The organism is Campylobacter taeniopygiae, from assembly GCF_005406225.1.
Lineage (GTDB): Bacteria > Campylobacterota > Campylobacteria > Campylobacterales > Campylobacteraceae > Campylobacter_D > Campylobacter_D taeniopygiae.
This window is the reverse complement of record NZ_NXLY01000001.1, coordinates 138,541-161,110: the sequence shown is the minus strand read 5'-3', so window position 1 is coordinate 161,110 and position 22,570 is coordinate 138,541. Positions and strand designations below refer to the sequence as shown.

At 30.3% G+C, this 22,570-nt stretch carries 22 protein-coding genes; 7 read left to right on the top strand and 15 right to left on the bottom strand.

Annotation, left to right across the window (positions count from 1 at the left end; genetic code table 11):
* Positions 1-55 precede the first annotated feature (55 nt).
* Entirely contained in the window at positions 56-835 is a 780-nt protein-coding gene (locus tag CQA75_RS00860) for a hypothetical protein (RefSeq protein WP_137623166.1), read from the top strand.
* Positions 836-903: 68 nt separating this feature from the next.
* On the opposite strand, the gene fliY is transcribed toward CQA75_RS00860, so the two are convergent.
* The 8 genes from fliY to aroQ are packed head-to-tail and all read right to left on the bottom strand — an operon-like array spanning position 904 to position 7,122.
* Positions 904-1,740, bottom strand: coding sequence for a flagellar motor switch protein FliY (gene fliY, locus CQA75_RS00855; RefSeq protein WP_137623165.1), 837 nt, complete (start codon positions 1,738-1,740; stop codon positions 904-906).
* A complete protein-coding gene (gene fliM, locus CQA75_RS00850; RefSeq protein WP_137623164.1) occupies positions 1,737-2,816 on the bottom strand; it encodes a flagellar motor switch protein FliM in 1,080 nt (359 codons plus the stop codon). Before fliM ends, fliY begins: the two co-directional genes overlap by 4 nt.
* Entirely contained in the window at positions 2,816-3,508 is a 693-nt protein-coding gene (locus CQA75_RS00845) for an RNA polymerase sigma factor FliA (protein WP_171000059.1), read from the bottom strand. Before CQA75_RS00845 ends, fliM begins: the two co-directional genes overlap by 1 nt.
* Positions 3,489-3,845 carry a hypothetical protein gene (locus CQA75_RS00840; protein WP_137623162.1) on the bottom strand — a complete coding sequence of 119 codons (357 nt, stop codon included), beginning with the start codon at positions 3,843-3,845 and terminating at the stop codon, positions 3,489-3,491. The genes CQA75_RS00845 and CQA75_RS00840 overlap by 20 nt, the downstream gene beginning before the upstream one ends.
* A 15-nt stretch (positions 3,846-3,860) precedes the next feature.
* On the bottom strand, positions 3,861-4,727 hold the full coding sequence (gene flhG, locus CQA75_RS00835; RefSeq protein WP_137623161.1) for a flagella biosynthesis ATPase FlhG: 867 nt from the start codon (positions 4,725-4,727) through the stop codon (positions 3,861-3,863).
* Entirely contained in the window at positions 4,720-6,153 is a 1,434-nt protein-coding gene (flhF, locus tag CQA75_RS00830) for a flagellar biosynthesis protein FlhF (RefSeq protein WP_137623160.1), read from the bottom strand. Before flhF ends, flhG begins: the two co-directional genes overlap by 8 nt.
* A complete protein-coding gene (gene folK, locus CQA75_RS00825) occupies positions 6,154-6,636 on the bottom strand; it encodes a 2-amino-4-hydroxy-6-hydroxymethyldihydropteridine diphosphokinase (protein WP_137623159.1) in 483 nt (160 codons plus the stop codon). It lies immediately after the preceding gene.
* Positions 6,637-6,642: 6 nt separating this feature from the next.
* Positions 6,643-7,122 carry a type II 3-dehydroquinate dehydratase gene (aroQ, locus tag CQA75_RS00820; protein ID WP_137623158.1) on the bottom strand — a complete coding sequence of 160 codons (480 nt, stop codon included), beginning with the start codon at positions 7,120-7,122 and terminating at the stop codon, positions 6,643-6,645.
* A 68-nt stretch (positions 7,123-7,190) separates the two neighbouring features.
* Between aroQ and mqnF the strand changes: the two genes are divergently transcribed.
* Complete coding sequence (gene mqnF, locus CQA75_RS00815) at positions 7,191-8,444, top strand: aminofutalosine deaminase family hydrolase (RefSeq protein WP_407920014.1); 1,254 nt, start codon at positions 7,191-7,193, stop codon at positions 8,442-8,444.
* The gene (gene sppA / locus CQA75_RS00810) at positions 8,432-9,322 is read left to right on the top strand and encodes a signal peptide peptidase SppA (protein WP_137623156.1); all 891 of its coding nucleotides are present in this window, start codon (positions 8,432-8,434) and stop codon (positions 9,320-9,322) included. The genes mqnF and sppA overlap by 13 nt, the downstream gene beginning before the upstream one ends.
* 196 nt (positions 9,323-9,518) lie before the next feature.
* Here the strand turns inward: sppA and CQA75_RS00800 are convergent, their stop codons facing one another.
* The 7 genes from CQA75_RS00800 to ung form a co-directional block, all read right to left on the bottom strand.
* On the bottom strand, positions 9,519-11,261 hold the full coding sequence (locus CQA75_RS00800) for a tetratricopeptide repeat-containing glycosyltransferase family protein (protein ID WP_137623155.1): 1,743 nt from the start codon (positions 11,259-11,261) through the stop codon (positions 9,519-9,521).
* 160 nt (positions 11,262-11,421) lie between these two features.
* Positions 11,422-11,778, bottom strand: a complete 357-nt coding sequence (locus CQA75_RS00795) for a hypothetical protein (RefSeq protein WP_137623154.1) — start codon at positions 11,776-11,778, stop codon at positions 11,422-11,424.
* Positions 11,779-11,956: 178 nt separating this feature from the next.
* The gene (locus CQA75_RS00790; RefSeq protein WP_137623153.1) at positions 11,957-12,613 is read right to left on the bottom strand and encodes a LutC/YkgG family protein; all 657 of its coding nucleotides are present in this window, start codon (positions 12,611-12,613) and stop codon (positions 11,957-11,959) included.
* On the bottom strand, positions 12,606-14,042 hold the full coding sequence (locus CQA75_RS00785; protein WP_137623152.1) for a LutB/LldF family L-lactate oxidation iron-sulfur protein: 1,437 nt from the start codon (positions 14,040-14,042) through the stop codon (positions 12,606-12,608). Before CQA75_RS00785 ends, CQA75_RS00790 begins: the two co-directional genes overlap by 8 nt.
* A complete protein-coding gene (locus tag CQA75_RS00780; protein ID WP_137623151.1) occupies positions 14,039-14,776 on the bottom strand; it encodes a (Fe-S)-binding protein in 738 nt (245 codons plus the stop codon). Before CQA75_RS00780 ends, CQA75_RS00785 begins: the two co-directional genes overlap by 4 nt.
* 22 nt (positions 14,777-14,798) lie before the next feature.
* On the bottom strand, positions 14,799-16,466 hold the full coding sequence (locus tag CQA75_RS00775; protein ID WP_137623150.1) for an L-lactate permease: 1,668 nt from the start codon (positions 16,464-16,466) through the stop codon (positions 14,799-14,801).
* A gap of 380 nt (positions 16,467-16,846) precedes the next feature.
* Positions 16,847-17,542: a uracil-DNA glycosylase gene (gene ung, locus CQA75_RS00770; RefSeq protein WP_137623149.1), complete on the bottom strand. Its 696-nt coding sequence runs from the start codon at positions 17,540-17,542 to the stop codon at positions 16,847-16,849.
* A 196-nt stretch (positions 17,543-17,738) separates the two neighbouring features.
* Between ung and CQA75_RS00765 the strand changes: the two genes are divergently transcribed.
* The 4 genes from CQA75_RS00765 (at position 17,739) to lpoB (ending at position 22,570) form a co-directional block, all read left to right on the top strand.
* Entirely contained in the window at positions 17,739-19,139 is a 1,401-nt protein-coding gene (locus CQA75_RS00765) for an aspartate ammonia-lyase (protein ID WP_137623148.1), read from the top strand.
* A gap of 11 nt (positions 19,140-19,150) precedes the next feature.
* A complete protein-coding gene (locus tag CQA75_RS00760; protein ID WP_137623147.1) occupies positions 19,151-20,488 on the top strand; it encodes an anaerobic C4-dicarboxylate transporter in 1,338 nt (445 codons plus the stop codon).
* Between the two features lie 75 nt (positions 20,489-20,563).
* A complete protein-coding gene (locus CQA75_RS00755; protein WP_137623146.1) occupies positions 20,564-21,913 on the top strand; it encodes a hypothetical protein in 1,350 nt (449 codons plus the stop codon).
* A gap of 33 nt (positions 21,914-21,946) precedes the next feature.
* Complete coding sequence (lpoB, locus tag CQA75_RS00750; RefSeq protein ID WP_137623145.1) at positions 21,947-22,570, top strand: penicillin-binding protein activator LpoB; 624 nt, start codon at positions 21,947-21,949, stop codon at positions 22,568-22,570.

Below are 22,570 nucleotides of genomic sequence, written 5' to 3'. Positions count from 1 at the left end.
TAATATTTATAAATATTTTGGCAAAATTAAATTAAAAACCAAAAAAAGGGATATGATGAAAACTTGTATTGCTGGTATTCTTGCATTGTTTGTTTTGATTTTTATGAATGCTTGTGCTGTTCCTAGGATAGATTGGACAAAGGAAGATCAAAGGTTTAAACTGGGTGAGAAATACGAAGGTGTTTATGTTTTTAACAAACAACTTTTAGATGAGATGTTGAAAAGGGAAAAAGAAAGAGAAGAGTATCGTGAAAATTATTTTAAACAAGAAGATGATGAAAAAGAAAAATTTTTAAGAACAATTTATACTGAAAAAGATATAAAAAAAATTAAAGAAAGTCATATAGTAAGCTCCGAAATGGAAGAATTTTCTAGAAAATATGATAAAACACACCCTTATTTAATTGATGAAAAATATCCCACAATACTCTCCAATGGCTGTAAATATTTTAATAAAACATTAAATGTATATGCGTATCACGATGAATTTAAAACTTTTATTGATAAGGTTAAAAAATATTTAGGTGTCAGTGATGAAGATTTTGAAATTTTATGGAGTTCTTTTAGTGTAGAAAGTTATTATCAATGCGGAAAAGAAAGAATTCCATTAACTTTTCAAATTTATCCCTATGATAAAACGTATATTTATTTAGATATTTATAGTCTAGGTGGTGATGAAGGCGCTGGATTTTACTTTGATAAAACTGAATTTCCTCTGATTTATAAAGGCTCAAAAGATGATATATATATTTACTATTTTATTGATGGTAAATTTGTAAAAAGTAACAAAAAAGTCAAATATTGGAAAAGATTAACATTAAATGAAATAAATTAAATTCTTAGATGCTTTAAGAAATTTATTAGAGTATTTGAAATTTATAAAATTAAGATAAATTATAAAATTTATCTTAATTGCTCTAATCTTTCTTTTTTGGAGCCTATTTCTGTAATTTGCACTCCAAAATTTCCATCCACAATCACTACTTCCCCATAAGCGACTCTTTTTTCTCCAATTAAAATTTCAAGCGGATCATTAGCGAGTTGATTAAGCTCTACAACAGAACCAATATCCATCGTTAAAACATCTTTTAAAAGCATTTTTTTATTGCCTATGCGAACGCGAACTGGCAAACGAACATCCATAATTAAATTTATATTTTTAAGTTCTTCGCTAATATTAAAGTGTTTTTCATCGCCAGTTTGAGTGGTATTTTGAGAATTTGCCTCTTCAGTTTTCCCGCTTAAAATATTGTGTAAATTTTGATCCACAACTAAAGAAATTTGCTCTTCTAGATTTTCTATTTTCACATCGAAAAAATAAAGTTTCACAAAGTCTTTAAAATCAACACTATCAGATACAAAATCACAAGAAGAAATACTAAAATCCATATTTGGGATTTCTTTTTGGGCGCCTAAGGTGGTTGAAAAAGCCGAGATGATATTTTGTATGGCTTCTTTAGCAGCATCCATTTCATCAGGACCCAATTGATCATTTTTTGAAATTTCTTCTTCACCCATCATCCATTCTCCGATGGCACTCATAAGAACAGAACCGGCTAAAATTCCTATTTTTGCATTATCGTTTACTTTAAAAATAGCAAAAACCAAAGGGGGTTTGAGTGTGTCTTGAGATGAAACGTCAAACTCTTTATATTCGCTAAATTCTGCGCTTTTTCCTGTTAATCCTTCTATAGTGCTTATACATTCATTGGTAAATAATTTCAAAAAATCATTGATCATATTTCTTCATCCTCCATATCTTCAGACTCATCATAAGCGTTAGCTTTTGCTTTACGTTCTTCTTCGTATTTTTCTAGAATTTCTTTAATTTCATCTTTATCAGTGCGAACAAGTTCAACAATTTTAATCGATTTCCTAAAACGGTGTAAACCAATTTGTGCTAAAAATACATCTTTTTTATCAATACTAACTATAGCTTTATCATCAGCTTCTCTATCGAGTTTTAAGATATCTCCTTGTTTTAATTCTAGGAATTCATTAACACTGATTAAAGTTTTACCTAAAATAGCTTCATAAACAACTTCAGCACGTCCAATTAAGGTTTTAAGCTCTTTATTTCTTGATTTTTTTGCTGAAGTTTCACCCATCATGATATCACGATTTGCTAAACGACTTAAAATACTTTCTAAATGCACAACGGGATAGCAAATATTAACCATACCGCTTGAATTTCCTATGATAATTTCCATAACAACCATGATTACAATTTCATTTTGCGATACGATTTGAACAACATTTGGACTTGATTCTTTTGCTTCAACACTTGGGTAAATTTCAGTAACTCCCGCCCAACTTTCTTTAAGTCTTTGCATGATAATACGCAAAATAGAATCAAGCAAATTAAGTTCTATATCTGTAAGCTCTCGTGAAGCTTCATAACTATCACCTTGACCTCCTAAAAGTCTATCAATCATTGGAAAAGCAATACTTGGATTGATTTCTAATACACAGTTTCCATCTAAGGGTTTAATGGAGAATACGTTAAAACTTGTAGGACTTGGCAAGGACATTAAAAATTCCCCATAAGTCATTTGATCTACAGAGTGAAGTTTTGTTTCAACAATACTTCTCATCATGGATGAAATTTGAGAAGCTAAATTTCTCGCAAGTTTATCATGTATGCTTTTTATTGTTCTTAATTGTTCTTTCGAAACCCTATTAGGACGTTTAAAATCATATACAACAATACTTCTTTCTTCTTTGTCTTCTTTAGAATTTGAAGCTGAGGGTGCTTCTGTATCATCAACGACTTCAAGTAAAGCATCAATTTCTTCTTGAGAGAGTATTTCTGCCATTAAATAAGCCTTTCTCTAAGTTTTTTAAGAAGTTTTTTATGAATTTGAGAAATTCGACTTTCGCTAATATCTAAAATTTCACTGATTTCTTTAAGACTTAATTCTTCATAATAATAAAGCTGAATGATGAGTTGATCACGTTCTTTTAAATCTTCTAAAATTTCATGAATTTTTTCTAAAAATTCTTCTTTTTCTAGTTTTTCTAAAGTATCATCTTCATTATAAAGTTCCATTTGTTCATCTATGGGTAAAGTATAGCTGATAGCATGTGCTGTACGCACTTCTTTAATTTTTTCTATATCTAAATCAAGTTTTTTTGCCAAATATTCATCATCGGGTTCTTCTTCATTTTCTCTAAAATACTCATCAATTAAATTATCGATATCTTTGATAATTTTTCGGTTATTGCGACTCATAACATCTAAAGAGCGTAAAAAATCAAGCATAGAACCATTAACTCTTTTTCTAGCAAAACCCCAAAAGCTATCATTTTGCTCTTTATCGTAGCGACGAGAAAGTTTAATCATTTCTTCCACTCCGACGCTAATAAGATCATTAACATCAATGCTAGAAGGTAAGCGTTCTTTCAAACGAAATGCCATTGCACGAAGCGCTGGCATGTAGGATAAAACTAATTGATCCTGTTCATTTTTTATCGTTTGAATATAAGCTTTAGGCGGCTTTTTTTGCATGCTTACGTCTTTCTTTCGATTCATTTTTTTTGAGTTCTTCTCTTTCTTTATTGAGCTTTTCTAAAATTGTATCCATTTTCTTTTCGCGAATTACAAGATCATTGATGATATTATTGCTTGTTCTTTCATATTCATTTTTATTAAAAATTCTTCCACTAATTTTTTTAATATCAATAAAAAAAATAATAGCAATATGAATGCAAACATAAAACATAAAAGTAATCAAACAAGTAAAAACTAAAATATCAAAAGGACCATCGATGCTAGCAACACTAAAAGATAGTCCTATGAAAAATCCGCAAACTGTAAAAAACGCTACATAATTTTCTGGTCTCATTATCTCTTCTTTAATTTAAAATCTTTCGATAATTTTTCTAAAGAAATTTGAAAAACTTCGACTTGAAACATTATCAAGCATTTTTCGTTCCAATCTATATAAAAGCTTAGAAGCTAGAGATTTTAACTCATCACTCGCGTTGGTATTTTCATCTGTAAATAGGGTGCGTTTTTTTATGCTTGAGCTAACATCTTTTGAAGAGCTTAGGTGTCCTAAAAATTCTAGATTAAGAGGATTTTTAATATTGGCATCTGCGACTTTTTTAATATTTTCAAAAACTTTTAAGGCTTCTTTTTCATTTTTTACCACGTTAAATAACATGAGTAAATTTTCTTTGGTTTTTGAAGTGGTTTTAATGGTGGCATAAGCATCTGTGATTGCAGCAGGATCAGGAACGGTTACGACAATAACTTCATCGGCCATTTCTAGAAAATTTAAGGTATTGCCGCCAATTCCTGCTCCTGTATCTATAATGAGAAAATCAAGTTCATCTAAGATGCTTGCTTGATTTAAAAATCTTTCATAAATATTTTTATCATTATATTTTAAAATTTCATCCCCGCTTTCACCCGGTATAAGCCATAAATTAGGCTTTACTTCGATAAGTATATCTTCTAAAGAACATTCTCCACGTAAAACATGCAAAAGATTTTTATGAATGCGAACATTTAAAATCACATCCAAATTTGCTAAGCCAATATCAGCATCAAATAATCCTACCTTATAGCCATTCTTTGCTAAAACATTGGCTAAATTTGCACTAATGGTACTTTTACCCACGCCACCTTTGCCACTTGTAATAGCAATAAAATGAGTGTTTTGTGATTTTTTGCTGCCATTTTGATTCATTAAAGTACGAAGTTTATTGGCTTGATTATTCATTGTTTTTTCCTTTGTTAAAACCTTCTAGGATGCAACGAACTAAAAAGTCACTGTTTGCTACTTCTATATCATCTGGAACTTCTTGTCCGGTTGAAAAAAAGCTAAGAGGTATATTAGTTTCATAAATAAGAGAAAATATATTTCCAAACACTTTGGTTTCATCAAATTTGGTGATAATAAGAGTGTCTATATTTAAAAATGAGAAGTTTTTGTAAATTTCCATCAAGTCTTCATGTTTTGTATTTGCCGAAATCACTAAATTAACATCAATTTCAGCATTAGAATGCATTAAAAATTCTTTTGTTTTGGCAAGTTTGGTTTGATCGTATTGTGAATTTCCTATGGTATCAACTAAGATAATTTCACAATTATTTAAGCTTTTAATCGCTTCATCAAGATCCTTTGGCTCTATACTATCGATGATAGGAAGTTTCATCATTTTAGCGTATTGAAAAAGCTGTTCTACTGCACCAATTCTGTAAGTATCAAGCGTGATAATACCCGTTTTATAACGTTTATCGCCATAAGCGTATCTAAAAGCTAGTTTTGCTAAAGTAGTGGTTTTTCCTACTCCTGTTGGACCAACCAGCATCATAATTTTTTGCTTTTTAATATCGCTTTCAACGCGACAAGGTAAAATATTTCTCAAAAGAGAATAAAAATATCTTTGCACTGCTTCTTTATTAGTTTTCATGGAAGCTGGCATATTTTCAATGGTTGCTTTCATGATGGCTTCTAAATGTTTTTCAAGCATTCCGCTTTCTTTGGCTTGTTTATAAATGGTTGCAAATTCTGGAGGAATGATGAGATTGTTACGTGCTTCAGCTTTTTCATCCCACATCATATCAGCTAAAAGATCAATTTTATCATTGAGTTTATTGATCTGTTTTTCAACATGTTCTATTTTTTTATTATAATTTGGTTGAGGTGTGTAATCTTCTAAAGGCGTATTAGTTACTTTAGAAATTTCACTGCTAACCTCACTCAAGCGTTCCTTAAAATCACTAAAATCCATTGACGCGTTAGGATTTATCTTGCTAGGTGGAAAGTCTTGATAATTTTTATTTTCAACCCTAGAAGCGCCTAAATTTAAACTGGCTTTTGCGTTTGAAAAATCAAGAATAACATCTTCATCTTCACTTACATTTGTGGTTTTAGTCTTTGGTTTTTCTACGATATTAGGATTTGGAATATTTTTTTGAACAGGTTTTTTAGGTGGTAAGCTTTTTCCCATTTTTTTAAGATGTTCATGATAATCAGCCTCTTCGATAGCAACCATCACTTCATAGAGCGCACCACGATTAAGAGTTTTTGGGCGAATTTGTTTATTGGTGATGATGAGTGCCTTATCGCCATAGTCTTCTTTGACTTTAGGTATGATTTGCTCTGTATCTTCAACGGTAAAGGTATGGATAAGTTGTCCCATTTATAATCCTTTTATCAAGCCCAAAGGTAAAATTACGCTTATTCTTTCTTTAGCCCCTGGATGAGGCACCTTACACCACGCATCACACTTGACTTTTCTAGAAAAATACAAAAGATCCAAATCAAGCGTTCTAGGAGCGTTTTTGAAAGTTCTTTTGCGTTTGAATTTCAACTCGTAAAAAAGTAAAACTTTCAAAAAAGCTCTTGCGTGTAAATTTGTTTGCACTAGCATAATAGCATTGGTAAAATCTTTTTGTGCTTTAAATCCAAAAGCTTCATTGATGAGATAAGGTGAAGTTTCTAAAACTTTTATTCTTTTATCATCCATGAATTTTCTAAATAAGGCATCAAAACGTTTTTTTTCAGGCTCTATATTACTCCCTAAGCCCAAAATAGCAAAATACTTAAACTCCTTTTTATCTCGGCTAAAATAAGGAAAAAAACGACTTTTTTCTAGTCGTCTTGCCCCTTTTATTTTTAGCATTATGGTTTAATTTTGAACCTGTGCTTGTGCTTGCATACTGCGTAAATTGTTAATTTGATCACAAATTTGGATCACACCCATAAGGGCCAAATGATATCCAAAAGGACCAAAACCTATAATCGATCCAGAGCAAACTGGAGCGATTAAACTTTTTTGACGAAATTCTTCTCTGCGATAAGTGTTAGAAATATGAACTTCTACAGTTGGCAAAGCTACTGCTGCTATGGCATCGCGAATCGCTACAGAAGTGTGAGTGTAAGCTCCAGCATTGATAATAATCCCATCTTTGGTGCCCAAACACTCTTGAATTTTATCTACAATTTCTCCTTCAAAATTACTTTGAAAAAAGTCAAGTTCAACATTATTTTGAGATGCTGCAATTTTCATTTGTTCGTGGATATCATCCATTTTCATTGCGCCATAAATATTGATCTCTCTTATTCCTAGCATGTTGATATTTGGACCTTGAATGACCATTATTTTCATAAAATTCACCTTAAAAATTATTTTTAACTTTCTATTATAACATTTTAAAATAAATTTTTGCTACAATCATGATTTTATTTAAGGAAAAATCCGTGTATATTATTGGTGCAAAATATCTTTTTTTATGTGATGAAAATTTTACTATTTTAGAAAATCAAGCCTTTGTTTTTGAGGATAAAATCTTAGAATTTGGAGAACTTGAGCATTTGTTAAAAAAATATCCTAAGGCCCAATGGATAAAAACGGATCAAAATTCCATTATTCTTCCTGCTTTTATTAATCCTCATACGCACTTAGAATTTAGTGCTAATTCTACAACTTTGCATTTTGGAGAGTTTTTGACATGGCTTAAAAGTGTGATTAAATCACGCTCTTTTTTAAGCGCTAAGGCTAAAGAAGAATTGATTTTTGAAAATATAAGAAAAATGCAAAAAAGCGGAGTGGGAACTATAGGTGAAATTTCAAGCTTTGGGAGTGATTTTAATGCTTGTTTAAAAGCAAGCGAAAAGGGCATACGCGTTGTTTATTTTAATGAAATTTTAGGCACAAATGAAGATCAAATTGAAGAAAAAAAAGTTGAATTTTTAAAAAGATTTGAAAATTCTTTAAAACATAAAAGCGAATTTTTTATTCCTGCAATTTCTGTACATTCTGCTTATTCCACTCATCCAAAACTTGCTCATTTTGCGCTTGATTTAGCAAGAAAATATGATTTGTTAGTAAGCACTCATTTTTTAGAAAGTAGGGCTGAAAATAATTGGCTAAGAAAAGCACAAGGCGGATTTAAAAAATGGTTGGAAAATTTTATAGCTAATCCTAAGCCATTTTATGCGCCAAAAGATTATGTAAAGCTTTTTGAAAATGTAAAAACTCTTTTTACACACTGTGTTTATTTAAAAGAATATGAATGGCTGGATAAAACTTATCATTCTATAACTCATTGTGCTTTTTCAAATCGTCTTTTAAGCCAAAAAAGATTTGATTTAAAAAAAGCTTTAAAGAGTGGTTTAAATGTTCATCTTGGAACCGATGGACTTAGTTCTAACATCTCTTTATCCTTACTTGATGAAATGCGTGCGAATTTATTAATTCATCAAGGGGAAGATTTACTAAAATTAGCTTCTAAACTTTTGCAAATGGCAACGTTATATCCTTCAAAAGCTTTAAATTTAAACGCAGGAGAGTTAAAAATTGGAAAAAATGCGGATTTTAGTGTTTTTAATCTTGGAGAATGTGAAAAAAAACAAGCGCCTTTGCAATTTATTTTAAATGCTAAAGAAGTGGAAAAATTTTTTATAAAAGGAAGAGAATGCAATTTATAAAATCGTTTTTTAAAACTCTAGGAAATGGTATTAAATTTATCAATACTTATTTTAAAACTTTTGTTTTATTATTAATTGTGATTTGGATTTTTGCTTCGAGTCAAGGTTCAAATTCGCATTTTGCTAATTTAGAACGTATTGATTTAAAGGGTGAAATTTTTGATAGCTCTTCTGTGTTAGAAAAAATCATCAACGCTAAAAATGATGATCAAATTAAAGGGGTTCTTTTTGTGATTGATTCTCCAGGAGGTGCTTTTGCTCCAAGTATGGAACTTGCTTTAGCTATAAAAGATTTAAGAGCTAAAAAACCTGTGGTAGTGTATGCAAGTGGTACTATGGCAAGTGGGAGTTATTTAGCAGGGGTAGGAGCTAATAAAATTTTGGCTAATCCTGCAAGTTTTATTGGATCGATTGGAGTGATTATGCAAGGGGCTGATATTAGTGAGTTGGCTAATAAATTAGGTATTAAAGAGCAAACCATACAAGCGGGGGAATTTAAAAGTGCGGGGACTTTTACAAGAGCTTGGAGTGGCAAGGAAAAGCAATATTTACAAGATTTAATCAATCAAAGTTATGATTTATTTGTTAATTTTGTTTCCAAGGAAAGAAATTTAGATAAAGCTCAAAAAAATACTTGGGCTAATGCGAGGGTATTTTTAGCACAAAAAGCTAAGGAACTCGGTTTAATTGATGATGTCAGTAATTATGAAAATGCTAAAAAAGAGCTTGAAAAACTTAGCAAAGTTCAAATGCCTATTTGGAAAGAAGAGGATAAAATCGATAAATTATTTAATCGTTTAGAGAATAAAACTTCAAGTTTAATAAGTCAAAGTTTTACTCAACTGATCTATAAAAGCAGTTTTTTTGACGCAAGATAATTATTGTTTATTTAAATGAATTTTCATTTTGTTTTTGCAAAAAGGACACTCTTTTTGCATTTGCTCTAAATTTGAAGCGTATTCTACGCAAAAGGACTGATTGCAATAAGGACAAATAATTTCTTGACTTAATATAGGATAAGAGTAATACTCTTTATCTAAAATAAAATATTTAACTTTTTCGATGATATACTCCTTAAATGGTTTTTATGAGTTTATTAAGCTCTGCTTTGGCATTTTTCTCATCTTTAACGACTAAAATTTTTGCTTTTGGCCAAAAAAAGCTTTTTGGTTGTTCAAATTTTCCCCAACGCCAATCAAATCTTGGTTTTAAAAGAACTATTGTTGGAATTTCAAGGGCTAAACTAAGATGTGCTATAGCACTATCTATAGTGATCATGCAATCAATATTGCTTAAATTATTTAAAGTATCATTCCAATTTTTTATTTTTGTGGCTCTATTTTCTATTTTATCTGGCAATTTATAATCACCTTGCATTTGGAAAGAAATAAGCTCATATGGTGTATCTTTTAAAGCATCAAGTAAAAATTCTAATTCAAAATTCCTTGTTGTTTCAGAATCTATAGCATTTGGAGTAAACCAAAAAATTCCTATTTTTTTGATTTTATCTTGTGCTCTATGATGTGCTTTTATCGGGGTTTTTAGTTGGGAAAGTTCTGTTAATTTGATATCCATAAAAAAAGGTAAAGAGCAAATTGGCATAGCATAATCAAAATTTTTTGGCAAACTTTTTAATACTTTTAAATTTTTAAAGCTCTTTTTGGATTGATTTAAAATTTTGATTTGACTTTTAAACATTTCATACATGGCGCTTTGAGGCGCAAAAAGTACATTAGAAGTGATTTGGCAAATTTTTTCTAAACATCTAGAATACATGATGGTATCCCCATATCCTTGCTCACAGAACACAAGAATTTCTTTATTTTTAAATGCTTCTATGCCGTCTTTATTGAAAGCTTGCATTGTTTTATTGTAGTGGTAGGCTGAAAAAGTTTCATTATGGGCATAAAAAAGTCGGCTTTCATAAAATTTTTTTCCTTCTTCGAAATTATCCTCTACGCCCATACGCATTAAAAGATAGGCTAAATCAAATTTATAAGTTGCATGCGAGTGCAAACTCAAAGCTTTTTGATACGCATGATAAGCATTTTGATAATTGGAGCTAAATTCTAAAACCTTGGCATAGTTTTGCCAAAATTGAGCGCTATGTTGATTAAATTCTTGTAAGGATTGAAACAAGGCTAAAGATTGTTCTATTTTAAAAAGTTTAAAAAGTAAATATGCTTTTTGGGGTAAAATTTGGGTATTTAAAAATTCTTCAATTTTTGCGATTGTTATATTTTCTTTTGTTTTATTTTGCAAACGATCTTGAAAATTTGACGTATTAGAATGTGTTTTTTCTACTAATAATCCTTGCTTGATTTTTTCATTAGTTTGTATGCAAAAAGCACAGAGTTCCTCATGGGCTTTAAGGGCTTTATTGAAATCTTTTTTAAAGTAGATTTCAGCATAACTTTTCCATAAATTTAAATTATAAGGATCTTTTTTGAGTAAATTTTGAAAGATTTTTTCTGTTTCTTCTAATTTGCCTATCATTTGAAAGAGTAAGGCTAATTCTAAATTGATTTCATCATGTAAGGCATCATTTTTTGCTGCAAATTTTTGAAGTAGATCAAGCGCTTCTTGAAATTTGGAATTTAATATATAAGCCTTTGCAAGTAAAAGACCGTTGAAACTGGTTGGATTTTTTATAAAAAGTTGTTCAGCATAATACAAAGTTTTATCGTTTATAGATAGCTTAAAAGAACATAGTGTAGCATATGTTAAAGCATCAATGTTATCAAGATATTTTTCACTTATTTCTAGACATTTTTCATAATGAGAATTAAAATAATAATAATAAATTTGATTAAGCATAAATTTTCCTTATAAAATATTTATTATTAAAAATAATTGATATTATAATAAAAAATAATTGATATTATTAAATTAAATTATTTTATGATTTCAATAAATAAAAATATTATAGATAAATTAAATTATCTATAAATACTTAAATAGGTGAGATTGAAGAGATTTAAATTTTTCGAAACAATATTTTAATATTTTGCATAGTTTTATTTTCTTCACTTGCAATGAGTTCAAAAATTTCTTTCATGATGTGAATGATGTCCGAGTTAAATTGATTTTGCTTTGTGTCAAAATGAAAGAGATCTGAAAAAAAGTATTTAAAATATATACCGCGATCATCTGAACTATTTTCAATAAATTGATTTAAAGTTAAATGGCTATCAATGAAAAATTTAAAATCCGTATAAACAAGTCTTGAGTGAAAAAAATTATTGATATTTTTTATAGAAACAATGAAACAATTTTCATCATTTATATCTTGATGATAAATTAATTTATCGTATTTATTTATGTAAACTAACATTAATAATTTTCCTTAAAACATTAATTTATAAATATAATCTTAATTATTTTTTGTAATTTATCAAAAAATTATTTAATTTAGGATTAAAATACTATTATTGAAATTTATAAAAGTGAGAATAAATTTTTAATTTTGTAGTTTAATTTTTTATTCTAGATAAAATTATCTAGAATAAAAATCAGTATAAAATAATATGCGCTTGTTGTGGCCCATGAACACCAAAAACAGTGATAAGTTCAATATCAGCTGTTCTTGAAGGTCCTGCGATAAATAAGATATTACTTGGTAAATTTTCATGCTCTTTTTTAGTTAAATTCAAAGCTTCACTAAGACTTTTAACTATATTTTCTTTTTTAAGCAAAACAATACAAAGTTTTGGAGCCAAAGAAAGCATTCTAGGTTGTTCTTTTGATGAAAGCACTAAAGCAACACCATGAGAGCTAACTCCAACTCTTGCATGGATAATAGAAAAGTCGCTATGAAAAACTTCAGATCTTAAATCTTCTATGTTTTTATCAAAGCAAACTTTTTCTTCAGCATTGATCTTTTCCAAATTCAAATTCAAATTTTGTGGATAGATCAGTTTTGTATAGCCATAACTTGAGGCAATTTCATTGATTTTTTCTTCAAGTTTATCTTGAGTGCTTTCTTCAACGATATATCTATTATCACTCATTTTTTGCTTTAATTCACTAAGCATATCATCTGTGGTACGAATATGTTCTACAGGATCAATGCTTGGAGTGCGAGAAAATTCTGTTTCATGATAGTAATTTTCTAGCTTTTTTAAAATATTTGCTTTGCTTTTTGAGGAAATTTCTGCAATTTTATTCATAAATAACTCCTTGAAGTTTTTCTACTTCTTTGTATAGATCTTTTTTAATTTCTGGTAATTCTTTAAAAGCACTCCAATTTTTAATTACTGGCAAAGAATCTTTAAATTTATGCAGTAAAGAATTAAAATAATGAGCCTTTGAAAAAGAAAATCTCCACAAATTTCCACTAGTAGCTAAGCTTTTAAATTTTGCAAAAGCAAAAGCTTCCATGGCATTGTGATGAACTAAATTCGCACCTATAGGCGGATTATCTCCTTGTCCTACTTTATCGCGTCTTAATTTTCTAATAAGATCAGCTAAAGGAATTTTAACAGGACAAACCTCTGAACAACGTCCGCAAAGTGAGCAAAAAGTTAAAATATCTCCCGTATGATCTATACCAAAAATATTTGGACTAATAACTTCTCCTATAGGCCCTGGATAGGTTGTTTGATAAGTGTGTCCGCCTATTTGGTCATAAACAGGACAAAAATTCATACAAGCGCCACATCTTATACACCTTAAAGCCTCGTAATAATCTTCATTAGCAAGCATATTAGTGCGGTTGTTGTTAAATAACACCACATGCACTTCTTTAGGACCGTCTAATTCTCCATTTTTTCTTGGCCCTGCGATAATGTTATTGTAAGTTGGTATAAATTGTCCTGTAGCAGAAGGAGTAAGCAAAGATACCATTGTAGCCGCATCTTCAAAAGTTTCCATAACTTTTTCTATACCGCAAAGTGCTATATGGATATCAGGAGCTGTGGTACACATCCTGCCATTACCTTCATTTTCTATAAGCCAAAAAGCTCCTTCTTTAGACATGGCAAAATTAACTCCGCTTAAACCCAATTTTAAACCTTCAAATTCATCCCTTAAATGTTTTCTTGCTATGGCATTAAGTTTTTCTGGTTCGCTTTCCAATTCAGAGTTTAATTTTTCTTTAAAGATTTTTCCTATTTCATAACGATTTCTATGGATGGCTGGAACTACGATATGCACAGGTGCTTCATCGTTTAATTGTAAAATAAGTTCACCTAAATCAGTTTCAATGGCTTTCATTCCTTTGCTTTCTAAATAGTGATTTAAGCCTATCTCTTCACTGGCCATTGATTTGCCTTTTAGAACTTTAGAGATATTTTTTTCTATCATGAGTTGATAAATAATTTCACAAGCATCCTCTTTTGTATCTGCCCAATGCACGATCATTCCATTAGCTGTAGCATTTTTTTCAAATTCTAATAAGCGATCTTTTAAACTCATTAAAGCATTATTTTTAGCTTGTTTGGCTTTAGATCTTAAGCCCTGCCAATCATTAAATTTAGCATCAATCACTTTAAAACGATTGGTTTGCAAAGTATGCATAGCATTAACAAGGTTTTCTTGCATTTGTTTATCGTTTAGTTTTATATGAACGATTTGCTCATGAGGCATTTTAGCATTCATAGTCTTTCTCCTTGTAAGCGTTTGATTAAAAAGTCATACAAATGGATAGGTTTGATATCAAGCCCCATTTTTTTTATGGTGCCTCCCAAATTAAGCAAACAGCCTCCATCGGCACTGACTAAATATTTTACTCCTGTATTTTGGATATCTTTAATTTTGCTTTGTGCCATAGCGTTTGAAATTTCAGGCTCTTTTATACAAAAAGTCCCACCAAATCCACAGCATTCTTCTTCATAAGTTAAAGGTACAAGTTCAACATTTTTAAGTCTTTTGATTAAGTTTTTATTTGCATCTATACTTTTTTGAACTCTTAAGGCGTGACAATTTGAATGCCAAGTTATTTTTACAGGATCGCCTTTGTCTTCATAATTTACATTTAAAACTTCATCAAGATATTGAGAAAGTTCTATCACTCTTTCGCTGAAATTTTTTACTTTTTCAAATTGGGGATCATTTTTAAAAAGCTCTAAGTAATCATGAGCCATTACTCCAGCACAAGATCCACTCGGCACAACAATAGGATAAGGTTCATCAAAGAGATTTACATTATACATTGCAATCTCTTTACTCTCTTTAAAATAACCCGAATTAAAAGAAGGTTGAGAGCAGCAAGTTTGTTTTTTCTTAAATATAACTTCAACTCCTTCCAAACGTAAAAGTTTTAAAGCATTTAAAATTGTATCTTGCATGGCTGCTGTGCCTAAGCAAGTTGCATAAAAATATACTTTTTTCATTAAATTTACCTTTCAATAATTACTATTTCAAAACAACACTAGGAATGATACCTTGTAAGAAGAAAGCGATAAAACAAGTCCAAATTCCCACTAAAATAATAAAAGCTATAGAATACTTAAGAGTAAATTTGAAAAGTTCAGATTCTCTTCCTACTAGTCCAACGGCTGCACAAGCAACTGCTATACTTTGAGGACTGATCATTTTTCCAACAACTCCACCTACAGAGTTTGCTGCTAAAAATAAAACTTCATTAACTCCAAGTTTTTGAGCGGTTGCTTGTTGTAAAGTTCCAAAAAGTAAATTAGCACTTGTATCAGATCCAGTTAAGAATACTCCTATCCAACCTATAGCAGGAGAGAAGAAAGAGAATATATCGCCTGTGTGTGCAAATGCAAGACCCAAAGTCGCACTCATACCGCTATTTTTAGAAATAAAAGCAAAAGCTACTACAAGACCTATAGTAAGACAAGGAATAGCCATTTCTTTTAAGGTTGCTCCAAAACACTCAGCGGCATCGCTTGCTTTGATTTTTAAAATAAAAATAGTCAAAAACGCTGCAAACAAAATAGCAGTTCCTGCTTGAGCTACAGTTTTTCCATTGATAAAATCTATGCCCAAATTTAAGCTAACTGGCTTAAGAACACTTGCATCAACGATAGAAGGACTAAGTATTCCTTGAGTGATATTGTTAAATGCAATAGTGATGCTAGTAAAGGCAAAAATTCCATCTTTTCCAAAAAGATTTTTAAACCAAGGTTGAGTCCAAAAAATTATACAAACTATAAGCAAGATAAATGGAGCCCAAGCTTTCAATACTGAAGAAAGACTAAGATTATCATTGGTTTGAAAATTAGTTTCTCCATCAACGCGGTAAATATTTTTTATTTTCCAAAATTTTAAAAATAAAGTTGTAATTGCCAAAGAAGCAACAGCGGAAATAATGCTCGGAAGTTCTGCGCCTAAATAGTTAGAACTAAGATATTGAGTAAGGGTAAAGCTTGCTGCTGCAACAAAAACTGCAGGAAAAGTTTCTTTAACGCCTTTGAAACCATTCATTAAAAATACAACAAAAAAAGGCACAATAAAACTAAGAGGAATAAGCATTCTACCTATCATAGCTGAAACAGATTGGCTTTCAATTTTAACTAAATCACACATCGCAATAACAGGAATTCCAACAGCGCCAAACGCTACAGGTGCAGTATTGGCTATAAGACAAAGTCCGGCTGCTTGCAATGGTTTAAAACCAAGTCCAACCAAGAGAGCTGCGGTAATAGCAATTGGTCCACCAAATCCTATCGCACCTTCCAAAAATGATCCAAAACAAAAACCGATCAAAATCACTTGCATTCTGTGATCTGGAGTGATACTCATAACGCTTTTTTTGATAACTTCAAAAGAACCTGATTTAATCGAAAGTTTGTAAAGAAAAATCGCTGCAATGATGATCCAAGCAATAGGCCACATACCATTAATAAAGCCTTGAATAAAACTTGCTCCAACTAAATTCCAAGGCATTTTATATGCAAATAAAGCCACCAAAGATGCTGCAATAACGGTTAAAAATCCAGCTTGAAAACCCTTAAGTTTAAAAAAAACCAGACAAGCTAAAAAACAAAGAATCGGTAAAAATGCTATTAAAGCACTTAACCAAATATTATTCATTGGGTCATAAATTTGTTGCCACATTAGATATTTTCTCCTTAAATTTTTTGACATCTTTGGCCATTGTATCAAATTTTTAAAAAATAGATTTTAAGAAATGAAATAGGGTGTTAAAGTTTATGAGTTCTTTAAAATTTTGTGTATTTTTGTAACATATTGATTTTTTTATTTTTAATAAAATATAAACATAATGAAATAATTTTTATACTTAAAAATATTTTTTAATCTTTTATATTATTGTAGTTATCAGTATTGCTTTTTATTAAATATAAAATTTAAATATAAATTAATTTTTATTTTTTATCAAAAAACTAAATTAATTTAAAAATAAACCGATATAGCTAATGAATCTTTTAAAAATATTGCAATCTAAAAAGCTGATTAAATTCAGCTTTTTAGAAAAATTATTTCAAATCCCAATTTATAATATCTTTTCCTAAGCTTTTTAAAATTTCATTGACTTTTGAAAAATGTTTACATCCTAAAAAGCCTGTTCTAGCTAATGGACTAGGGTGAGCAGCTTCTAATATAAAATGTTTTTTTGTATCAATAAGATTTTTTTTAGATTTTGCAAAATTCCCCCAAAGTATAAAAATAAGCCCTGTTTTTTCTATACTAAGTTTCGATATGATAGCATCGCTAAATTCTTGCCAACCCCAAGTGCTATGACTCGCAGGTTTTCCAGCTTCAACACTAAGAATAGAATTTAAAAGCAAAACCCCTTGTTTTGCCCAAAAACTCAAATCCCCATCTTTTACAGGTTGAATTTTTAAATCATTATAAAGCTCTTTATAAATATTAGCCAAACTTGGGGGAATTTTAATCCCTTTGGGAACTGAAAAACTAAGTCCCATTGCTTGACCTTCTTGATGGTAAGGATCTTGCCCTAAAATGATCACTTTTAAATCTTTTAAAGGAGTAAGATTGAAGGCATTAAAAGTTAAATTTGCTGGCGGATAGATCGTTTTTTTATTTTCTAAGGCGTGAATATATTTTTTTTTAATTTCTAAAAAATAAGGTTTTAAAAATTCTTCTTTTAAAAAATTTTTCCAATCCTCGTTTATTTTAATATTTTCTAGATTAATAGCTATTTTTTCCATTTGATGATAATCCAAAGTTTTATATTGAAGAAATTATAACAAATTTATTTATAGATATATTTTTAATCTTTTTATTTAGTTTTACTTGAATAAATGTTAATAATATTAACTAAATATTAACTAAAACAAGAATATACTTATCTATGTAGATTTTTAGTGTTTACATTAAAAATACAAACTATACGAAAGGTTTATAATGGGAACAAGAAAAGAACACGATTTTATAGGGGAATTAGAAATTCCTGATGACGTGTATTATGGAGTGCAAACTTATAGAGCTTTAGAAAATTTTAAAATGAGTGGTAGGGTTTTAAAAGAATATCCATTTTTTGTAAAAGCTTTTGCGCAAGTTAAAAAAGCAGCAGCATTAGCTAATAAAGATTTAGGAATGGTTCCAGCCGATAGAGCTGATTATATAGTTAAAGCTTGTGATAGAATTATAAATGGTGAGTTTTTGGATCAATTTGTAGTGGATATGATTCAAGGTGGTGCTGGAACAAGCACAAATATGAATGCTAATGAAGTGATTACTAATGTCGCTCTTGAAATGATGGGACATAAAAAAGGGGAATATCAATACCTTCATCCAAATGACAATACAAATTTTGGTCAATCAACTAATGATGCTTACCCAAGCTCCATCAAGGTTGCAGTTCATGCTAAAATGGGTGATTTGCTTAAGGCTATGGAAGTATTAAAAAATGAATTAGAAATTAAAGCAAAAGAATGGAAAGATATATTAAAAATCGGTAGAACAGAGCTTGAAGATGCTGTTCCTACAACCTTAGGAAATACTTTTAATGCTTTTGCAAGCTATTTAAAAAGCGATATAGAAAAAATTACCAAAGCAAGAGAATCAATGACTTATTTAAATTTAGGAGCAACAGCGATCGGCACAGGAATTTGTTGTCATCCTGATTATAAAGATTTGGTTGAAAAATATTTAAGTGATATAACAGGTTCCACTTTTAGACCAGCAGAAGATTTTATAGCGGCGACTCAAGATACAGCCGATTTTGTCCATGTAAGCGGAGCTTTAAAAACTGCTGCGGTTAGACTTTCTAAAATTGCTAATGATATAAGATTAATGAATTCAGGCCCAAGATGTGGTTTAGGCGAAGTTAATTTACCTCAAATGCAACCAGGTAGTTCTATCATGCCAGGTAAAGTTAATCCAGTTATCCCAGAAGTAGTTGGAGAAGCTTGTTATGAGGTTATAGGAAATGATGTAACTATAGCACTTTGTTCAGAAAGAGGAGAATTTGAGCTTAATGCATTTGAGCCAGGAATTGCTTATGCTTTATTTAATTCTTTAGTTCTTTTAGAAAATGCAATGCTAACTTTAGCTAACAAAGCAATTAAGCATTTAACAGCTAATCCAGAAAAATGTAAAGAAACTATGTTAAATTCTGTTTGTTTGGTTACTGCTTTAAATCCTTATATAGGATATGAAAATTCAGCATCAGTTGCAAAAGAAGCTTTGCAAACTGGAAAAAGCGTTGCTGATATAGTTTTAGAAAGAGGCTTATTAACCAAAGAAAAACTAGATGAATATTTAACTCCTGAAAATATGCTAAATCCACGTATTGAAAAATAAGAGGTTTTACTATGAGTGTGGAGTTGATTTTACAAATAGTTGTCTTTTTGGGTTCTATTTTTATAGGAATTCGTCTAGGAGGTATAGCTATAGGCTATGCAGGAGGTATAGGGGTTGTTATTTTAGGACTTGCTTTAGGCATGAAACCAGGTAGTATTCCTTGGGATGTTATTTTAATTATTGCTGCAGCTATTGCAGCAATTTCTGCAATGCAGCAAGCCGGTGGTCTTGATTATATGGTAAGATTAACCGAGAGATTTTTAAGAAAGCATCCAAAATTCATCAATTATTTAGCTCCAATTTGCGGATGGCTCTTGACTCTTTTAGCAGGAACAGGTAATGCTGTATTTTCTTTAATGCCTGTAGTTGTTGATGTTGCAAAATCTCAAAATATCAAACCTTCAGTTCCGCTTTCTTTAATGGTGGTTGCTTCTCAAATAGGTATCACTGCATCTCCTGTGAGTGCTGCTGTTGTTTATATGAGTGGAATTTTGGAGCAATTTGGGTGGAATTATCCAACACTATTAGGAATTTGGATCAGCACAACCTTTATCGCTTGTATTTTAACGGCGTTTATAGTTAGTATCATTACTCCTTTAGATCTTAGTAAAAGTAAAATTTATCAAGAGCGTTTAAAAGCAGGACTTGTAAAAGATGCTAATGAAGTTTTGCAAGCACAAGATAAACCAGGTGCTAAACTTTCAGTTGGAATTTTTCTAATCACAGTTTTATGCGTGGTTTTATACGCAACAGCAATTTCTAGTAATATTAGATGGATAGATCCTGTTGTTATTCCAAGAGATTCAGCTATTATGAGCTTTTTATTAACAGCAGCTACTTTGATCACTTGGTTTTGCAAAGTAGATCCAGCAAAAATTTTGGATACAAGTGTTTTTAAAAGTGGCATGACAGCTTGTGTTTGTGTTTTTGGTGTTGCTTGGCTTGGAAATACTTTTGTTTCGGGTCACACGCAAGAAATCACAGATTTAGCAAGCAATTGGGTAAAACAAATTCCAGCAACACTTGCGGTTGCATTTTTCTTTGCTAGTATGCTTTTATATTCTCAAGCAGCTACAGCTAAAGCTATTGTTCCAGTGGTAATTACTTCTTTGGGTATTACTGCTGCAAATCCGAATGATTCTTATATGTTAGTGGCTTGTTTTGCTGCAGTTTCTGCACTTTTTGTTTTGCCAACTTATCCTACCTTATTGGGTGCTGTACAAATGGATGATACAGGAACAACAAGAATAGGTAAATTTATCTTTAATCACTCTTTCTTTATACCAGGTGTTTTAGCCATTGCTATTTCAGTAGCCTTAGGTTTTGTTGCAGCTGGCTTTTTAAAGTAATCAATAATAGCCTTAGGCTATTATTGATTTTTTGATATAGTTTAGAATAATTTTTATTTTTTTGGATTATTTTAAATGTATCGAATAATATTATTTTTTATTATATTTATTTTGAGTGCTTGCTCAACTTATCAAGATCAAAATTTATTTTATCAAAAAGAATTATTTTCTAAAAAATGCGATCAGGATTTTTTTAAAAAACAATTACAAGCGATCAATCAAGATGATGATACTATTTTTAAAGGCTTAAATACAGCGTATATTGCTAGAGATTGCAAGGATTTTAATTTAAGCAATGCTATTTTTGATCAAGTAGAAAATTCTTATAAATATGATGTTGATTTGCAAAATATTGCTCACAAGAGTGTAAATTTTATTAGTTCTACATTGATAAATGATGGTGTTAATGATTATCAAGGTGCTTGGTATGAACGAACCATGGTCAATGTTTATAAGGGTTTAAATTTCATGAGTTTGAAAGATTTTTCAAATGCTAGAGTAGAATTTAATCGCGCTTTAGCAAGGCAAGACATAGCTAAAGAATATTTTGCCACTCAAATTCAGCAGATGCGAAAAAAAGCTGAAAAAGAAGAGAATTTCAAGCAAAATATAGATCAAAATCTCAAAATCATTGCAAATCAATACAATAATCTTTTTAAAGAATTTCATGCACAAAAAAACTATACAAATGCTTATGTAACTTATATTTCTTCAGTATTTTTTTTCATGGATCATGATTATCAAAAAGCTTCTGATTTACTTAAAGAGGTTTATGCAGCATACAATAATGATAAAGAAATACAAAAAGAATTTGAGCTTTTTGATCAATACTCTAAGGCTTTAAATCCGCAAAAATTAAAAAAACATATTTTCATCATTTATGAAAATGGTTTAAGCCCTGCATTGGATGAATTTTCACTTACTTTGCCTTTTATTTTTGATCAGCATATTGTAACAGCAAGTGTAGCTTTGCCTACCTTAAAGAAGAGAAAAGAATCCTTTGCTTATTTAAATGTTTTTGATGGTAAAAATTTAAACCAAACTGCGAGAATTTTCGATTTTGATGAGGTGGTGGCTAGTGAATTTAAAGAAGAATTGAATGCTAAAATTATGAAATCTTTAATGTCAAGTCTTTTTAAAACAGGTTTAAATATGGCTGTAGCAAAAAATGATCAAAGCGGAATTTTGACTTTTGCGACGGATATTTTTACTGCGGCAACAACAAGAAGTGATTTGAGAATTTGGAATTTTTTACCTAAAAATATTCAAATTTTAATGATCGTTAATGATGGTTTTATTAAAATTCAAGATGAAAATAATAATGCCATATATTCTAATTCTTTGGATCAAAATAAAGACATATTGATTTTAATTCGATCTTTTAACCCAATAATTCCAAGTGAAATTTACAAAATTGAAAATTAAACAAAGTATAATAGATTAAAAAAGGAAATTAAGATGAGGAATTTATTTTTAGTGGCTTGTTATGCTTTTTTAGCTTTTTTTCTTGCAGCTTGTGGAGCACCTGTTTATACTGATGGTTATGCGAGTCAAAAAAAACAAGGGGATGCTTTAACTTTAGGGCTTGATAGAGAAGATTTTGAAAAAACAGCACAAGAAATGATTGAAAGCATGTTGAAAGATCCCGCTTTTGCTAATATTTCACAAGGCCAAAGAAAAGTGATAGCTATTGGAAAAATCATTAATGATACCCCTCAAAGAATCGATACAGACAAACTTATAAGCAAAATAACTATTGCACTTAGAAAATCAGGTAAATTTATCCTTACTACAGCCGTTGCAGCAGGGGGTGCTAGAGATGGGATGAGTGAAGCCGTAAGAGAACTACGAGATAATGAAGAATTTAACCAAAATACTATTTCTAAAAAAGGAACTTTAGTGGCCCCTGATTTTTCATTAAGCGGAAAAATTCGTCAAGATACTGTTAAGCTTAGAAATGGCGATATACAAGCGGAGTATTTTTTTCATTTAACACTTACAGATTTAAATTCAGGACTTGCTTATTGGGAAGATGAAAAAACAATTGATAAAACAGGAACAAGTAAATCGGTGACTTGGTAA

Excerpts from the sequence above, each read along its gene's own strand:
- CQA75_RS00860 (WP_137623166.1), top strand. The coding sequence starts at position 56 with ATGAAAACTTGTATTGCTGGTATTCTTGCATTGTTTGTTTTGATTTTT.
- fliY (WP_137623165.1), bottom strand. The coding sequence starts at position 1,740 with ATGATCAATGATTTTTTGAAATTATTTACCAATGAATGTATAAGCACT.
- fliM (WP_137623164.1), bottom strand. The coding sequence starts at position 2,816 with ATGGCAGAAATACTCTCTCAAGAAGAAATTGATGCTTTACTTGAAGTC.
- CQA75_RS00845 (WP_171000059.1), bottom strand. The coding sequence starts at position 3,508 with ATGCAAAAAAAGCCGCCTAAAGCTTATATTCAAACGATAAAAAATGAA.
- CQA75_RS00840 (WP_137623162.1), bottom strand. The coding sequence starts at position 3,845 with ATGAGACCAGAAAATTATGTAGCGTTTTTTACAGTTTGCGGATTTTTC.
- flhG (WP_137623161.1), bottom strand. The coding sequence starts at position 4,727 with ATGAATAATCAAGCCAATAAACTTCGTACTTTAATGAATCAAAATGGC.
- flhF (WP_137623160.1), bottom strand. The coding sequence starts at position 6,153 with ATGGGACAACTTATCCATACCTTTACCGTTGAAGATACAGAGCAAATC.
- folK (WP_137623159.1), bottom strand. The coding sequence starts at position 6,636 with ATGCTAAAAATAAAAGGGGCAAGACGACTAGAAAAAAGTCGTTTTTTT.
- aroQ (WP_137623158.1), bottom strand. The coding sequence starts at position 7,122 with ATGAAAATAATGGTCATTCAAGGTCCAAATATCAACATGCTAGGAATA.
- mqnF (WP_407920014.1), top strand. The coding sequence starts at position 7,191 with ATGATTTTATTTAAGGAAAAATCCGTGTATATTATTGGTGCAAAATAT.
- sppA (WP_137623156.1), top strand. The coding sequence starts at position 8,432 with ATGCAATTTATAAAATCGTTTTTTAAAACTCTAGGAAATGGTATTAAA.
- CQA75_RS00800 (WP_137623155.1), bottom strand. The coding sequence starts at position 11,261 with ATGCTTAATCAAATTTATTATTATTATTTTAATTCTCATTATGAAAAA.
- CQA75_RS00795 (WP_137623154.1), bottom strand. The coding sequence starts at position 11,778 with ATGTTAGTTTACATAAATAAATACGATAAATTAATTTATCATCAAGAT.
- CQA75_RS00790 (WP_137623153.1), bottom strand. The coding sequence starts at position 12,613 with ATGAATAAAATTGCAGAAATTTCCTCAAAAAGCAAAGCAAATATTTTA.
- CQA75_RS00785 (WP_137623152.1), bottom strand. The coding sequence starts at position 14,042 with ATGAATGCTAAAATGCCTCATGAGCAAATCGTTCATATAAAACTAAAC.
- CQA75_RS00780 (WP_137623151.1), bottom strand. The coding sequence starts at position 14,776 with ATGAAAAAAGTATATTTTTATGCAACTTGCTTAGGCACAGCAGCCATG.
- CQA75_RS00775 (WP_137623150.1), bottom strand. The coding sequence starts at position 16,466 with ATGTGGCAACAAATTTATGACCCAATGAATAATATTTGGTTAAGTGCT.
- ung (WP_137623149.1), bottom strand. The coding sequence starts at position 17,542 with ATGGAAAAAATAGCTATTAATCTAGAAAATATTAAAATAAACGAGGAT.
- CQA75_RS00765 (WP_137623148.1), top strand. The coding sequence starts at position 17,739 with ATGGGAACAAGAAAAGAACACGATTTTATAGGGGAATTAGAAATTCCT.
- CQA75_RS00760 (WP_137623147.1), top strand. The coding sequence starts at position 19,151 with ATGAGTGTGGAGTTGATTTTACAAATAGTTGTCTTTTTGGGTTCTATT.
- CQA75_RS00755 (WP_137623146.1), top strand. The coding sequence starts at position 20,564 with ATGTATCGAATAATATTATTTTTTATTATATTTATTTTGAGTGCTTGC.
- lpoB (WP_137623145.1), top strand. The coding sequence starts at position 21,947 with ATGAGGAATTTATTTTTAGTGGCTTGTTATGCTTTTTTAGCTTTTTTT.